Origin of the sequence: Streptomyces viridochromogenes DSM 40736 (assembly GCF_000158955.1) — a bacterium.
Taxonomy (GTDB): Bacteria; Actinomycetota; Actinomycetes; order Streptomycetales; family Streptomycetaceae; genus Streptomyces; species Streptomyces venetus.
Genome location: NZ_GG657757.1, coordinates 1,834,682 through 1,848,654, shown reverse-complemented (window position 1 = coordinate 1,848,654; position 13,973 = coordinate 1,834,682). Strand labels below are relative to the sequence as shown.

10 protein-coding genes and 1 pseudogene are annotated in these 13,973 nt (G+C 70.7%); 8 read left to right on the top strand and 3 right to left on the bottom strand.

The genetic code is table 11. The features are described 5' to 3' along the window. Nucleotides 1–46 precede the first annotated feature (46 nt). Nucleotides 47–1,237, top strand: coding sequence for an acyl-CoA dehydrogenase family protein (locus SSQG_RS08055; RefSeq protein WP_039932139.1), 1,191 nt, complete (start codon nt 47–49; stop codon nt 1,235–1,237). 37 nt (nt 1,238–1,274) lie between these two features. Here the strand turns inward: SSQG_RS08055 and SSQG_RS08050 are convergent, their stop codons facing one another. Next, on the bottom strand, nt 1,275–1,712 hold the full coding sequence (locus tag SSQG_RS08050) for a cell division protein SepF (RefSeq protein ID WP_003989235.1): 438 nt from the start codon (nt 1,710–1,712) through the stop codon (nt 1,275–1,277). A gap of 290 nt (nt 1,713–2,002) precedes the next feature. Between SSQG_RS08050 and SSQG_RS08045 the strand changes: the two genes are divergently transcribed. The 3 genes from SSQG_RS08045 to SSQG_RS08035 all read left to right on the top strand — a co-directional run bounded on the left by SSQG_RS08045 (nt 2,003) and on the right by SSQG_RS08035 (nt 5,930). Next, entirely contained in the window at nt 2,003–3,268 is a 1,266-nt protein-coding gene (locus SSQG_RS08045; RefSeq protein ID WP_208865626.1) for a DUF5685 family protein, read from the top strand. Nucleotides 3,269–3,511: 243 nt separating this feature from the next. Further along, the gene (locus tag SSQG_RS08040) at nt 3,512–4,417 is read left to right on the top strand and encodes a S1 family peptidase (RefSeq protein WP_003989233.1); all 906 of its coding nucleotides are present in this window, start codon (nt 3,512–3,514) and stop codon (nt 4,415–4,417) included. A gap of 430 nt (nt 4,418–4,847) precedes the next feature. Further along, nucleotides 4,848–5,930: a S1 family peptidase gene (locus SSQG_RS08035; RefSeq protein ID WP_003989232.1), complete on the top strand. Its 1,083-nt coding sequence runs from the start codon at nt 4,848–4,850 to the stop codon at nt 5,928–5,930. Nucleotides 5,931–6,177: 247 nt separating this feature from the next. Here the strand turns inward: SSQG_RS08035 and SSQG_RS08030 are convergent, their stop codons facing one another. Beyond that, nucleotides 6,178–7,203 (bottom strand): hypothetical protein, encoded by a 1,026-nt coding sequence (locus SSQG_RS08030; RefSeq protein WP_039932136.1) that lies wholly within the window; start codon nt 7,201–7,203, stop codon nt 6,178–6,180. A 153-nt stretch (nt 7,204–7,356) separates the two neighbouring features. Here SSQG_RS08030 and SSQG_RS08025 point away from each other — a divergent pair, with 153 nt between their 5' ends. Further along, complete coding sequence (locus tag SSQG_RS08025; protein WP_003989230.1) at nt 7,357–10,878, top strand: DNA polymerase III subunit alpha; 3,522 nt, start codon at nt 7,357–7,359, stop codon at nt 10,876–10,878. After that, a pseudogene (locus tag SSQG_RS38905) lies at nt 10,875–11,910 on the top strand (DNA polymerase Y family protein). The gene SSQG_RS08025 and the pseudogene SSQG_RS38905 overlap by 4 nt, the downstream one beginning before the upstream one ends. A 2-nt stretch (nt 11,911–11,912) precedes the next feature. On the opposite strand, the gene SSQG_RS08015 reads toward SSQG_RS38905, so the two are convergent. Continuing rightward, a complete protein-coding gene (locus SSQG_RS08015; RefSeq protein WP_039932134.1) occupies nt 11,913–12,287 on the bottom strand; it encodes a cupin domain-containing protein in 375 nt (124 codons plus the stop codon). Nucleotides 12,288–12,366: 79 nt separating this feature from the next. Here SSQG_RS08015 and SSQG_RS08010 point away from each other — a divergent pair, with 79 nt between their 5' ends. Both SSQG_RS08010 and SSQG_RS08005 read left to right on the top strand, forming a co-directional pair. Continuing rightward, nucleotides 12,367–12,813: a MarR family winged helix-turn-helix transcriptional regulator gene (locus tag SSQG_RS08010; protein WP_003989228.1), complete on the top strand. Its 447-nt coding sequence runs from the start codon at nt 12,367–12,369 to the stop codon at nt 12,811–12,813. 172 nt (nt 12,814–12,985) lie between these two features. Next, nucleotides 12,986–13,846 (top strand): esterase/lipase family protein, encoded by an 861-nt coding sequence (locus SSQG_RS08005; protein ID WP_003989227.1) that lies wholly within the window; start codon nt 12,986–12,988, stop codon nt 13,844–13,846. Nucleotides 13,847–13,973 lie beyond the last annotated feature (127 nt).

Below are 13,973 nucleotides of genomic sequence, written 5' to 3'. Positions count from 1 at the left end.
CTTCTTTATTAGCAGTGCTAGTTAAAGAGTCTCGGAGGGTGTCGTCATGTCTGTGTCGTCCAAGCTGCCCCCCTTCGACCCCGTCGACCCCCTCGGCCTCGACGACCTGCTGGAGCCGGAGGACCTCGGGATCAGGGACACCGTGCGGGCCTGGGCCGCGGACCGGGTGCTGCCGTACGTCGCCGAGTGGTACGAGAAGGGGGAGCTGCCCGGGATCCGGGAGCTCGCGAAGGAGCTCGGCGGGATCGGCGCCCTCGGGATGTCCCTCGACGGGTACGGGTGCGCCGGCGCGTCCGCCGTGCAGTACGGGCTGGCGTGTCTCGAGCTGGAGGCCGCCGACTCCGGAATCCGGTCCCTCGTCTCGGTACAGGGCTCCCTCGCCATGTACGCGATCCACCGGTTCGGCAGCGAGGAGCAGAAGCAGCAGTGGCTGCCCCGTATGGCCGCCGGTGACGTCATCGGCTGCTTCGGGCTCACCGAGCCCGACCACGGATCCGACCCCGCCTCCATGCGGACGCACGCCAAGCGCGACGGCACCGACTGGGTGCTCAATGGCCGCAAGATGTGGATCACCAACGGGTCGGTGGCCGGTGTCGCGGTCGTGTGGGCGCAGACCGAGGACGGGATCCGCGGGTTCGTCGTGCCGACCGACAGCGCCGGGTTCTCCGCACCCGAGATCAAGCACAAGTGGTCCCTGCGGGCCTCCGTCACCAGCGAGCTCGTCCTCGACGACGTACGGCTGCCCGCCGCCGCCGTCCTGCCGGAGGGCACCGGACTGCGCGGGCCGCTCAGCTGTCTGTCGCACGCCCGGTACGGGATCGTCTGGGGCGCCATGGGCGCAGCCCGCAGCAGTTTCGAGGCCGCGGTCGACTACGCGAAGTCGCGGGAGCAGTTCGGGCGGCCCATCGGCGGCTTCCAGCTCACCCAGGCCAAACTCGCCGACATGGCGGTCGAACTGCACAAGGGGATTCTGCTCGCCCACCATCTGGGGCGGCGTATGGACGCCGGCCGCCTGCGCCCCGAGCAGGTCAGCTTCGGCAAGCTCAACAACGTGCGGGAGGCGATCGAGATCTGCCGTACGGCCCGCACCATCCTCGGGGCGAACGGGATCTCCCTCGAATACCCCGTGATGCGGCACGCGACCAACCTCGAGTCGGTGCTCACCTACGAGGGCACCGTCGAGATGCACCAGCTCGTGCTGGGCAAGGCGCTCACCGGGCTCGACGCCTTCCGGTGAACCCCGTGCGGAGGCAGGACCGGCGAGCGGCCCTGCCTCAGCTCTGGTTGAAGAAGCCGTCCGTGCGGTGCCCGGTCGGGTCGCCGTTCACGATCTCCGTGTTGGCGGGGGTCAGCAGGAACACGCGGGTCGACACCCGCTCGATGGAACCGCGCAGCCCGAAGATCAGCCCGGCCGCGAAGTCCACGACGCGCTTGGCGTCGGCGGCGTCCATGGCCGTGAGGTTCATGATGACCGGCACGCCCTCCCGGAACAGCTCGCCGATGGCGCGGGCGTCCCGGAAGCTGTCCGGGGTCACCGTGCCGATGCGGCGGCCCTTCTCCTCGGCGACGTCCGAGGCCACCTTGACGCGCGGATCGGTGACCCAGGCGTCCCCGGGCTCGGTCCCGTCGGAGTAGTCGTCGTCGTAGTAACGCTCGTCTTCGTTGTCGTCGACGAGGCCAAGCCAGGCACTTGCCTTGCGTACCGATCCCATGGACGCCTCCTCTCACAGCGGTCTTTCTGCTTTCCGCACCCCTATGGTCGTCCATGATGCGGATGGCGCGCCAAGTGGATAGACGCCGCGCGGGGGGTTTGTGACGGTACTGGTGCACAGCGAATCCGTCGAGAGTCCGTGTGTCCCAAGGGTCGTTTCCCAAACGGCTGCTGACTGTGAGTGAAATATGATTCTTCCCGGCGTACGGGTGACGGCCGGGGCGTACGGGTGAACACCCGGGTCGGTACGATGCCGCAGCTCAGCGTCGTAACGAAGCCCGGGGGAACGTCGTGTTCGGAATCGTCAGGCCTTGCAGGCACCGGCTCGGAGAGAAGTACACGAGCCAGTGGATGGCGCATTTGTGCGGGCTGTGCCTCACACTGCGGGGTGACCACGGACAGTTCGCTCGAATAGTGACGAACTATGACGGTCTGCTCATATCAATTTTGACGGAGGCTCAGGCGCAGCGCGGAGAAACCGGGCGGCGAACGGCCGGGCCGTGCCCGCTGCGCGGCATGCGCACCGCCTCCGTCGCACACGGCGAGGGTGCCCGCCTGGCGGCGGCCGTCTCCCTTGTACTGGCCTCGGCGAAGGTGCGCGACCACGTGAGCGACCAGGACGGGCTGTTGGCCCGCAGGCCGGTGGCGCGTGCCGCCCGCAGGGTCGCCGCGAACTGGGACGCGGCCGGCGCCCGTACCGGCAGGGCCGTCGGGTTCGACACCGCCGTCCTGGTCGACGCCGTGGACCGGCAGGGCGGCCTCGAGGCGCTCGCCGGGCCCGGGACGCCGATCCTGACCGTCACCGAACCGACCGAGACCGCCACCGCAGCCGCCTTCGCGCACACGGCCGTCCTGGCCGGCCGACCGCACAACGCCGGGCCGCTCGCCGAGGCGGGACGGCTCTTCGGACGCCTGGCCCACCTGCTGGACGCCGTGGAGGACCTGCACGCTGACGCCGCGTCAGGCGCCTGGAACCCGATCGCCGCGACGGGCACCTCTGCGATGGAGGCCCGGCGGCTCGCCGACGACGCGGTGGCCGGAGTGCGGCTCGCACTGCGCGACGTCGAGTTCGAGGACGCCGCGCTCGTGCATCTGCTCCTCGCGCACGAACTGGGTCGTTCGGTGGACCGGGCGTTCGGCACGGTGCCGGTGTGCGCGTCCCACCAGGGTGGCGGGCCGTACGGGCCCGGTTCGGACGGACCTGGTCCGTATGGGCAGCAGCCGCCTCAGGGACCGTACGCGCACGGGCCCGGCTCCCCGCAGAACCCCTACGCGGGCGGTGGCGGGAATCCGTACGCCGGCGGCGGTGGAGCGTACGGCGGCGGAGGAGCCTACGGCGGCGGTGGGTTCGGCGACGGCGCGCCGGCGCCGCAGCCGCCCAAGGGGCGGCGTGGGTTCTGGGCCGGCTGCGGGATGTTCTGGCTGCTGTGCTGTACCTGCAAGCTGTGCTGCGCCAAGGAGTACGAGGGCCCGTGGTCCCGCAAGAAGCGCGAGGGCTGCTGCCGGGACTGTGACTGCGACGGGTGCGACTGCTGCTGCCCCTGCGACGGTTGCTGACCCGTCCCCGGCGCGGGTGCGGTACGGGGCGCGGGTGCTGCTACGGGACGTGCTGGTAAAGGTCTTTCAAAGGTTGACGGCCGAAAGGCCCTCTTGCGCCGACCGGCCGTTCGGCCGAATACTCCCCCTCAGCGCTTGTCAGGGGCACGGCGTGTTCGGAAACCGGACACGCGGTCCCAGGCTGCGCCTCACGGGCCCGAAACCCCACGAGGGCCCCCGACTTCCTTTGTGGAGGAACGAAAAGTGAGGATCAAGCGCACCACCCCTCGCAGCGGCATTTCGAGACGGACCCGGCTGATCGCCGTCTCCACCGGCCTCGTGGCCGCTGCCGCGATCGCGATCCCCAGCGCGAACGCGTCCGACACCCCCTCCACCTTCAGCGCCGCGGAGCTCAAGAGCGCCAGCGGATCGTTGCTGAAGGCCGACATCCCGGGCACCGCCTGGGCCGTCGACAGCAAGAACAACCGCGTGCTCCTGACCGTGGACAGCACGGTCACACAGGCCGAGATAGCGAAGATCAAGCAGCAGGCCGGCGGCAACGCCGACGCGCTCACGATCAAGCGCACCCCCGGCACGTTCAACAAGCTCATCCAGGGCGGCGACGCCATCTATGCGAGTAGCTGGCGCTGCTCCCTCGGCTTCAACGTCCAGAACAGCAGCGGTCAGCAGTTCTTCCTGACCGCCGGTCACTGCACCGACGGCGCGGGCACCTGGTACTCCAACTCCGGCCGCACCACGGTCATCGGCTCGACCGCCGGCTCCAGCTTCCCGGGCAACGACTACGGCATCGTGCGCTACAGCGGCTCCGTCAGCCGGCCCGGCACCGCGAACGGCGTGGACATCACCCGCGCGGCCACCCCGAGCGTGGGCACCACCGTCATCCGCGACGGTTCCACGTCCGGTACGCACAGCGGCCGTGTCACCGCCCTCAACGCCACCGTCAACTACGGTGGCGGCGACGTCGTCTCCGGCCTGATCCAGACCACCGTCTGCGCCGAGCCCGGTGACTCCGGCGGTTCGCTCTACGGCAGCAACGGCACGGCGTACGGTCTGACCTCCGGCGGCAGCGGTGACTGCACCTCCGGTGGTACGACGTTCTTCCAGCCCGTCACCGAGGCCCTGAGCGCCTACGGCGTCAGCGTGTACTAGGCCCCGTCGGGCAGTAGTTCAGGGCGATTTGCGCCCCCGCACGTACTGCGTGCGGGGGCCTTTCTGTTTGGTGTGGGTTGTTGTGGTTGGTGGAGGTTTCGCGAGGATGTGGAGATGGTGTGTCAGTGGGCTTTTTGTGGCTACTGGTTGGGGTCGGTCGATGGGTGGTTTTCAGTCAGGGGTAGACCTCACAGCGTGCGCACACATTACTCGCGCGTAATGTTTGCAGTGTGAACACGCGGGAGTTGGGTCCGATTTGGCCATGGGCGGTCAATATGAGGGGGCGTGCGGTCCGTCATCTACGCGCGTCCTGAAGTCGACCTTGTGTGCTCCCCGTTGTCCTCGGAATAGTGGGCGCTCGTCAACGAAGCCTTCCGGTCCGCGAGGTCCCCACAACCTCCCGGACCGTCCCCCCACAGGAGGACAGCAGTTGAAGCACCGACGCATATCCAAGCGGCGTGCAGCCGTGGCAGGTGGCGGAATAGTCGCCCTGGTCGCCGCGGGAGTCACCTTGCAGTCTGCGAACGCGAGCGAGACGCCTGAGGCCTCCGCGCCCAAGACCCTGTCGATCGTGGCGGCCGGAAAGCTCGCCTCGACGCTGGCCCAGGACCTGGGCGGCGACGCGGCGGGTACGTACTACGACACCAAGAGCAAGAGCCTTGTGGTGAACGTGCTCGACGAGGCCGCCGCGGATGCGGTCGAGAAGGCCGGCGCCAAGGCGAGAATCGTGGCGAACTCGCTCGCCGAACTGAAGAGCGCCCGCAGCACGCTGAAGGCGGACGCGACGATCCCGGGTACCTCCTGGGTGACCGACCCGACGACCAACAAGGTCGTCGTGACCGCGGACCGTACGGTGTCCAAGGCGGAGTGGTCGACGTTGACGAAGGTCGTCGACGCGCTGGGCGCGAAGGCCGAGCTCCAGCGGACGAAGGGGGAGTACAAGCCCTTCGTCGCCGGCGGGGACGCCATCACCGGTGGCAGTGGTCGCTGCTCGCTCGGCTTCAACGTGGTCAAGGGCGGGGAACCGTTTTTCCTGACCGCCGGGCACTGCACCGAGTCCATCTCGACGTGGTCCGACTCCAGCGGCAAGAAGATCGGGACCAACGCGGACTCCAGCTTCCCGGACAACGACTACGGGCTGGTCAAGTACACCGCGGACGTGGCTCACCCGAGTGAGGTGAACCTCTACAACGGGTCGGCGCAGAAGATCACGGGTGCGGCCGAGGCGACCGTCGGTATGAAGGTCACGCGGAGCGGGTCGACGACCCAGGTGCACGACGGGAAGGTCACGGGGCTGGACGCCACCGTGAACTACGGCAACGGCGACATCGTGAACGGCCTGATCCAGACCGACGTGTGCGCGGAGCCGGGGGACAGTGGCGGGTCGCTGTTCTCGGGTGACAAGGCGGTCGGGCTCACGTCCGGTGGCAGTGGTGACTGCACCTCGGGCGGGGAGACGTTCTTCCAGCCGGTGACGGAGGCGCTGTCGGCGACCGGGACCGAGATCGGCTGACGCCGCGGCTTTCCGAAGTCCCGCCCCTTGTGTGAGGGGCGGGGCTTTTGCGTTTGCGTGGGGTATGGCGTTGTGCTGTCGCATGCTGTTTCGTCGTGGGTCGGGGGCGCGCCGGGGGGTGTCCGTCCTCGGAACGGCGCGACCAGGTCACCTACCGGCTGACTGGCGTCACACGCGCCGCCCACTGCGGGCGGACACCCCCCGACACGCCCCCTTCCGTGCGTCGGCGGCTGCGGGTGCGTGGGTATCACGGTGCGTGCGTCGGCGTGCCTTGTGCGCGTTTCCGTAGTGCGGCTGCCGCCATGGTGATCGCGGCTCCCGCCACTGCCCACGCCGCCAGGACCAGGAGGGGGCCGGTCATCGCGTTGTTGTCGAAGTAGGCGATGGAGCGGGTCGACCATGTGCCGGCGCCCGGGGGGAGGGCAGGGCCGATCGCCTTCCAGAAGGGTGGGAGCAGAGGTGGGGGGAGGGGGCCGCCCGAGCTCGGGTTCCCGAGGATCACCACCAGGAGGATGACCAGGCCGATGCCGATGGTGCCGAAGAGGCCCTGGAAGGCGAGGGTGGCCGCGCCCACGGCGAAGATGATCAGGGTGCCGAGGCCCCAGAGGGCGGCCGTGCTGCCGGAGAGGGCGTCGAGGATCGGGCCGGTGATGAGGGCTCCGCCCAGGCCGCCGAGGACGGCGACCAGGGCCATGACCGCCAGGCGGATCGCGGCGCGGGTGGGGTTGGAGGGTTTCGCCCCGGCGCTGAGGGCCAGGGCGGCGGCGCCCAGGTAGCCGCCCACGCACCAGCCGACCACCAGGTAGAAGGACGAGAGTCCGTTGGGGTCGTGGGTGGCGGACGGGATCACGTCGATCGTCCGGAGCGTGCGTCGTTCCGCTCTCTCCAGCGTGGTGACGAGGGCGGTCAGCGTGGCGGAGAGGGATCTGCCGCCGCCGGAGGCGACCAGGAGGGTGTCGGTGCCGGCCGGGTTGATGATCAGGGCGGCGTCGATGTCCCGCTCGGTGATCTGCTTCCGGGCGGTGGCCGCGTCGGGCAGGGCGCGGGGGTCCAGGGGGGTGCCGGGCAGCTGTTCCAGTCGGGTCACCGCCTGGGCGGAGGCGGCTCGCGGGGCGACCACTGCGAAGGGAACGTCCTTGGGCTTGGGGTCGTGCAGCGCCCCCACGTAGGAGGCGATGAACAGCAGCTGGAGGGTGAGCACGCCGACGATGAGCAGGGTGGCCCGGGGCGTGACGGCGTCTCTCACCTCCCGCGGGAACAAGCTGTGCGGCATGCCTCCACGGTCGGGGGCTACCCGGTGTTTTCGCAGGTGGGGCGGGGCCGAACGGATGTCGTACACGTATTCGAAATTTGGTCTATGGTGGGGGTGAGGTAGCTGGGAACAGACGTTCGATAGCCGAGTTGCTCACGAGTGCGGGAGGTGCGTGTGCCGGGGTTCACGCATCTGCACACCGTCTCCGGATTCTCCTTGCGATATGGAGCCTCACACCCGGAGCGGCTGGCCGAGCGCGCATCCGGGCGGGGTATGGACGCCCTGGCTCTCACTGATCGCGACACGCTGGCCGGTGCCGTCCGGTTCGCGAAGGCCTGTGCGAAGGCGGGGGTCCGTCCGGTGTTCGGGGCGGATCTGGCGGTGGCGGGAGTGGAGCCCCCCGAGCCCGGACCGCGGAGCCGGCGGCGCACCCCGGTGCGGGGTGGTGCCTTTGTCGACGAGTCGGCTCCCCGTGTCACCTTTCTCGCCCGGGACGGTGGCCGGGGGTGGGGGGAGTTGTGCCGGCTCGTGTCGGCGGCGCACGAGGCGGAGGGGGCGCCCCTGCTGCCCTGGGGCCGCAATCATGCCGAGGGGCTGACCGTGCTGCTCGGGCCCGATTCGGAGGTCGGACGTGCTCTGGCCGCCGGGCGTCCCGACCGGGCCGCGAGACTGCTCGTGCCCTGGCGGGAGGTCTACGGCGATGCCCTGCGGCTCGAGGCCGTCTGGCACGGCCGGAAAGGAACGGGGCCCGGCTCCCTGCGGCTGGCCGCCCGTACCGTCGGGTTCGCCGCCGAGCAGCGGATCCGGCCCGTGCTCAGCAACGCCGTACGGTACGCCGACCCGGGCCTGGGACCGGTCGCCGACGTTCTGGACGCCGCCCGCCGGCTGGTGCCCGTCGACCCGGCCAAGGAGCTGGACTCCGGTGAGGCCTGGCTCAAGGGCGCGGAGGCCATGTTCGCAGTGGCGGAGCGGATCGTGGAGGCCGCGGGGTTCCGGCGGGACACCGCTCATCGGCTGGTGGAGCAGACCGAGGCCGCGGCCGCCGAGTGTCTGGTCGACCCCGAGGACGATCTCGGGATCGGTACCGTCCACTTCCCCGAACCACATCTGGTCGGCGCCGGGCGCCGTACCGCCCAGCGGACGCTGGCCTCGCGAGCGGTGGCGGGGATGGTGCTGCGCGGGTACGACCGGCGGCGGGAGTACTGGGAGCGGATGCACCATGAGCTGGACATCATCGCCCATCACGGCTTCGCCTCCTATTTCCTGACCGTTGCCCAAGTGGTCGACGATGTGCGGGAGATGGGTGTCAGGGTCGCCGCCCGGGGGTCCGGGGCGGGGTCGCTCGTCAACCATCTGCTCGGGATCGCGCACGCCGATCCGGTCGAGCACCGGCTGCTGATGGAGCGCTTCCTGTCGAAGGAGCGGGTCGTGCTGCCCGACATCGACATCGACGTGGAGTCCGCACGCCGGCTGGAGGTCTACCGCGCGATCATCGACCGGTTCGGCACCGAGCGGGTCGCGACGGTCGCGATGCCGGAGACGTATCGCGTCCGGCACGCCATCCGCGATGTGGGGGCCGCCCTGTCCATGGACCCGGCAGAGATCGACCGGGTGGCCAAGTCCTTTCCCCATATCCGGGCACGGGACGCCCGCGCGGCGCTGGAGGAACTGCCCGAACTGCGCGCGCTGGCCGGGGAGAAGGAGAAGTACGGGAAGCTGTGGGAACTGGTCGAGGCGCTGGACGCCCTGCCGCGCGGGGTGGCCATGCACCCGTGCGGGGTGCTGCTTTCGGATGCCTCGCTGCTCGCGCGTACGCCGGTCATGCCGACCAGCGGCGAGGGTTTTCCGATGTCGCAGTTCGACAAGGACGACGTCGAGGACCTCGGGCTGCTCAAGCTGGACGTGCTGGGGGTGCGGATGCAGTCGGCCATGGCGCACGCGGTGGAGGAAGTGCGGCGGGTGTCGGGCGTCCGGGTCGATCTGGACGCCCTGGCGCCGGGGGACCCGGAGACGTACCGGCTGGTTCAGTCCACCGAGACGCTCGGGTGCTTCCAGATCGAGTCGCCCGGGCAGCGGGACCTGGTCGGACGGCTTCAGCCGGCCACCTTCCACGACCTCGTCGTCGACATCTCACTGTTCCGGCCCGGGCCGGTCGCCGCCGACATGGTGCGGCCGTTCATCGAGGCGCGGCACGGGCGGGCGCCGATCCGTTATCCGCACCCTGATCTGGAGGAGCCGCTGCGGGACACGTACGGGGTCGTCGTCTTCCACGAGCAGATCATCGACATCGTCGACATCATGACCGGCTGCGGGCGTGGTGAGGCGGACCGGGTGCGGCGCGGGTTGTCGGACCCGGAGTCGCAGGCGCGGATCAAGGTGTGGTTCGCGCAGCACGCGGCGGCCCGGGGCTACGACGCGGAAACGATTCAGCGGACCTGGGAGATCGTCGAGGCCTTCGGGTCGTACGGCTTCTGCAAGGCGCACGCGGTCGCCTTCGCCGTGCCGACGTACCAGTCGGCGTGGCTGAAAGCGCATCACCCGGCCGCCTTCTACGCCGGGCTGCTCACGCACGACCCCGGGATGTACCCGAAGCGGCTGCTGCTGGCGGACGCGCGGCGGCGCGGGGTGCCGGTACTGCCGTTGGACGTGAACAAGTCGGGGGTCGCACACCGTATCGAACTGGTGTCCGGTACTTGGGGTCTGAGGTTGGCCCTCTCCGACGTGCACGGCATCAGCGAGGCCGAGGCGGCGCGGATCGCCGAGGGGCAGCCGTACGACTCGCTGGTCGACTTCTGGGAGCGGGGCCGGCCCAGCCGTCCGCTGGCGCAGCGGCTCGCGCAGGTGGGAGCGCTGGACGCGTTCGGCGCCAACCGCCGTGATCTGCAACTGCATCTGACCGAACTGCACCGGGGCGCCCGGGGCGGGGGCGGTGGCCAGTTGCCGTTGGCCGGGGGACGGAGGACCGCTCCGGCCGGGCTGCCCGACCTCACCTCCTCGGAGCGGCTCAGCGCCGAGCTGGGCGTGCTGTCCATGGACGCCTCGCGCAATCTGATGGACGACCACCGGGCGTTCCTCGACGAGCTGGGCGTGGTGTCCGCCCGTCGGCTGCGCGAGGCCCGGCACGGGGAGACCGTGCTGGTCGCGGGTGCCAAGGCGGCCACCCAGACGCCGCCGATCCGGTCCGGCAAGCGCGTCATCTTCTCCACCCTGGACGACGGCACGGGCCTGGTCGACCTGGCCTTCTTCGACGACTCCCACGACGCCTGCGCCCACACCGTCTTCCACTCCTGGCTGCTGCTGGTGCGCGGAGTGGTGCAGCGGCGCGGCCCGCGCAGCCTCAGCGTGGTCGGCGCCGCCGCCTGGAACCTCGCGGACCTGCTGGAAGTGCGCCGGGAGGAGGGGCTGGAGGGGGTCGCGGCCCGGCTGGCCGGGGCCGGCCCCGGCTCCGGTGATTCCGGTGATTTCGGTGAAGAGGGTTCCGGTGACGGCGGCGAGGGAGCCGTGCGGCGGCGGCTCGCCGGGTCGGACGGTGCGCCCGCGCCGACGGGTTCCGCGGCCAAGGATCCGATGGAGCAGCGGAAGATCCGCATGTCCACGGGGTACGAGATGCACCCCTGGGCCGATCTGCGTCCGGCGGGCGAAGGACCCGCGAACACAAGGAAGTTGTGGCACCAGAGTCCGGGGAGTGCGGGATGACCATCCTCTGCGTACGTTTCCAGCTGCCTCCGACGAGCGAGGCGGATCTGCCCCATCTGCTCGGGATGCTCGAGGAGTTCACCCCCGTCGTCCAGGCCCTGCCACCGGACGGTGCGCTGGCCGACCTGCGCGGCGCCGAGCGGTACTTCCGGCGGGACGCCGTCGAACTGGCCTCGGTGATCCGGGTGCGGTCGCTCGCGCTGCACGGCGTCGACTGCGTGATCGGGGCCGGGCCCGGGCCGATGCTGGCCCGAATGGCGCTGCGCGACGCGGCCCCCGGGGTGACGCGTACGGTGCCCGACGAGCCGGACGCCATCGCGGAGTTCCTCGCGGACCAACCCGTCGCCGCGCTGCCCGGCGTGGGCACCGCGACCGCCCGCACGCTGGGCGACTACGGCCTCGACACCCTCGGCCGGGTCGCCGCCGCGCCGCTGTCCACGCTGCAACGGCTGATCGGCGCGAAGCCCGGCCGCGAGCTGCGCGAGAAGGCGAACGGTGTCGACCGCGGCCGGGTCGTGCCGAACGCCGTCGCCCGGTCCCTCGCGACGGAACGCCCCTTCGGACGCGACGAGCTGAACCCGGAGCGGCACCGCCGGGCGCTGCTGTCGGCCGCCGAGGAGATCGGCGCCCGGCTGCGCGCCCTGGAGAAGGTCTGCCGCACGCTCACCCTCACCATGCGCTACGCCGACCTCCCCCACTCTCGAACAGGCTCGAGCGGGGGGACCCCCATCGCCACCACCCGCAGCCGCACCCTGACCGAACCGACCGCGCACTCCCCGGCGCTGACCAGGGCCGCGTACGGCATGTACGAGGCGCTCGGGCTGCAGCGGGCCCGGGTGCGGGCCATCGCCCTGCGCGCCGAGGGGCTCGACCCAAAAAAACCGGGCCTCCCACCAGCTGACCTTCGACCCGGTGGACGAGAAAGTCCGCCGTATCGAGGAGGTCGCGGACCAGGCGCGGGCGAAGTTCGGGCCGCGGGCGGTGATGCCCGGGGGACTAGGGGGGCGGGCGGCGCCCCCTCCCTCCCCGTGACGTCAGTTGGCCCACGGCGGCACGATGCGGGTGCCGTCGCCCAGCCGCGCCTCCAGGCCGACGGAGGTGGTGACCCAGGAGTACGCGGTCCGGTCGGTCGGGTTCTCGACGGTCAGGGTGGCGCCGGGGTTGATGATCACCGTGTCCCCCGCGGTGACCCGCTCGGTGCGGCCGTCGAGGGTGATCAACAGCTCGCCGTCGAGCAGATGGAAGATCTCCTCCCGGCTGACCGTATGCGCGGGCGCCTTGAGGCCGGCCGGGATCTCACCGCGCCAGGCACACAGCTCCTTGCTGCCGCTGCCTGGGGTGGCGTACGAGACGAAACGGGCGCCGTGGATCTCGTGGACGACGGCTTCGGACGATCGGACGATGGGCACGATGCCTCCAAGTGGTCAAGTAGCTTGACCATATAGTCAAGCTACTTGACCGTCGCGTCAAGGGTGTTTCAATGCATGCGTGCAGAACTCCGAGGCCATGGCCCTGTCCGCCGCCCTGCTCGCCGTCGCCGGCGGGCTCACCCAGCGCATCCACGAGGGCGTGCTCGCCCGCGGCTTCGAAGGGGTGCGGCCCGCGCACGGCTTCGCCTTCGCCCGGCTCGCCCCGGACGGCGCCACGGTCACCGACCTCGCCGCCCACCTCGGGGTGACCAAGCAGGCCGCGAGTCAGCTCGTCGACGAGATGGTGCGCAAGGGGTATGCCGAGCGGCAACCGCACCCCGAGGACGCGCGGGCGCGGCTGGTCGTGCTGACCGAGCGGGGGTGGGCCTGCACCCGGGCCGCGGAGGAGGCGGCCGCGGAAGCCGTGGGGGAGTGGGGAGAGCTGCTGGGGGAACGGGGCATGCGCTCCCTGGGGCGGCAGTTGCTGCGGATCGCGCCGCACGGGCCCATCCGGCCCGCCTGGTGACGGAGCGCCGGCCGGGGCCTCGGGCGCCGGTTATCGCTGCAAGTTTTTACTGACGCGTAACTTCCCAGTTTGACTACTCGCCCGTAACTTGACGAGTGAACAGCATCCTCGTGATCCGGATCACAGGGCCCAGTCCCGTCGCATCCCCCTTGAGCCGCAAGGAGATCACCCGATGCTGCCCTGGAAGCGAGTGCTCAGACCCCTGTCCGCGCTGCTGCTGACCGCCGCCGCCCTCACCGTCCCCGCCACCACCGCCCAGGCCGCCGGCGCCCCGAGCTCCGGCTGGAACGACTACTCCTGCAAGCCGTCCGCCGCCCACCCCCGTCCCGTCGTCCTCGTCCACGGCACCCTCGGGAACTCCGTCGACAACTGGCTGGGCCTCGCCCCCTACCTGAAGGTCCGCGGCTACTGCGTCTTCTCCCTCGACTACGGCCAGCTGGAGGGCGTCCCCTTCTTCCACGGCCTCGGACCCGCCGAGAAGTCCGCCGGACAGCTGAAGGACTTCGTCGACCAGGTGCTCGCCGCGACCGGAGCCGCCGAGACCGACGTCGTCGGGCACTCGCAGGGCGGCATGATGCCCCGCTACTACCTGAAGTTCCTCGGCGGAGCCGCCAAGGTGAACGCCCTGGTCGGCATCGCGCCCAGCAACCACGGCACCGACCTCAACGGATTCACCAAGCTGCTGCCCTACTTCCCGGGCGCGGCCGACCTGCTGTCGAAGAACACCCCCGCCCTCGCCGACCAGGTCACCGGCTCCGCCTTCCTCACCAAGCTCAACACCGGCGGCGACACCGTGCCCGGCGTGCGCTACACCGTCATCGCCACCCAGTACGACGAGGTGGTCACGCCCTGGCGCAGCCAGTACCTGAGCGGGCCCGACGTGCGCAACGTCCTGCTCCAGGACCTGTGCGCCGTCGACCTGTCCGAGCATGTGGCCGTCGGGCTGCTGGACCGGATCGCCTTCCATGAGGTGGCCAACGCGCTGGATCCGGGGCGGGCCACGCCCACCACCTGCGCGTCGGCGTTCGACTGACACGTGTAAGGCAGGCGCGTGGCGAGCTGACACGTGTAGAGGAACCGTTTCGGGGCCTGTCCGGCCTGAGCCGCCGGACAGGCCCCGAGTCCTGGTTCAGCGGCCCTGCCGGCCGCCGCTCACCGCC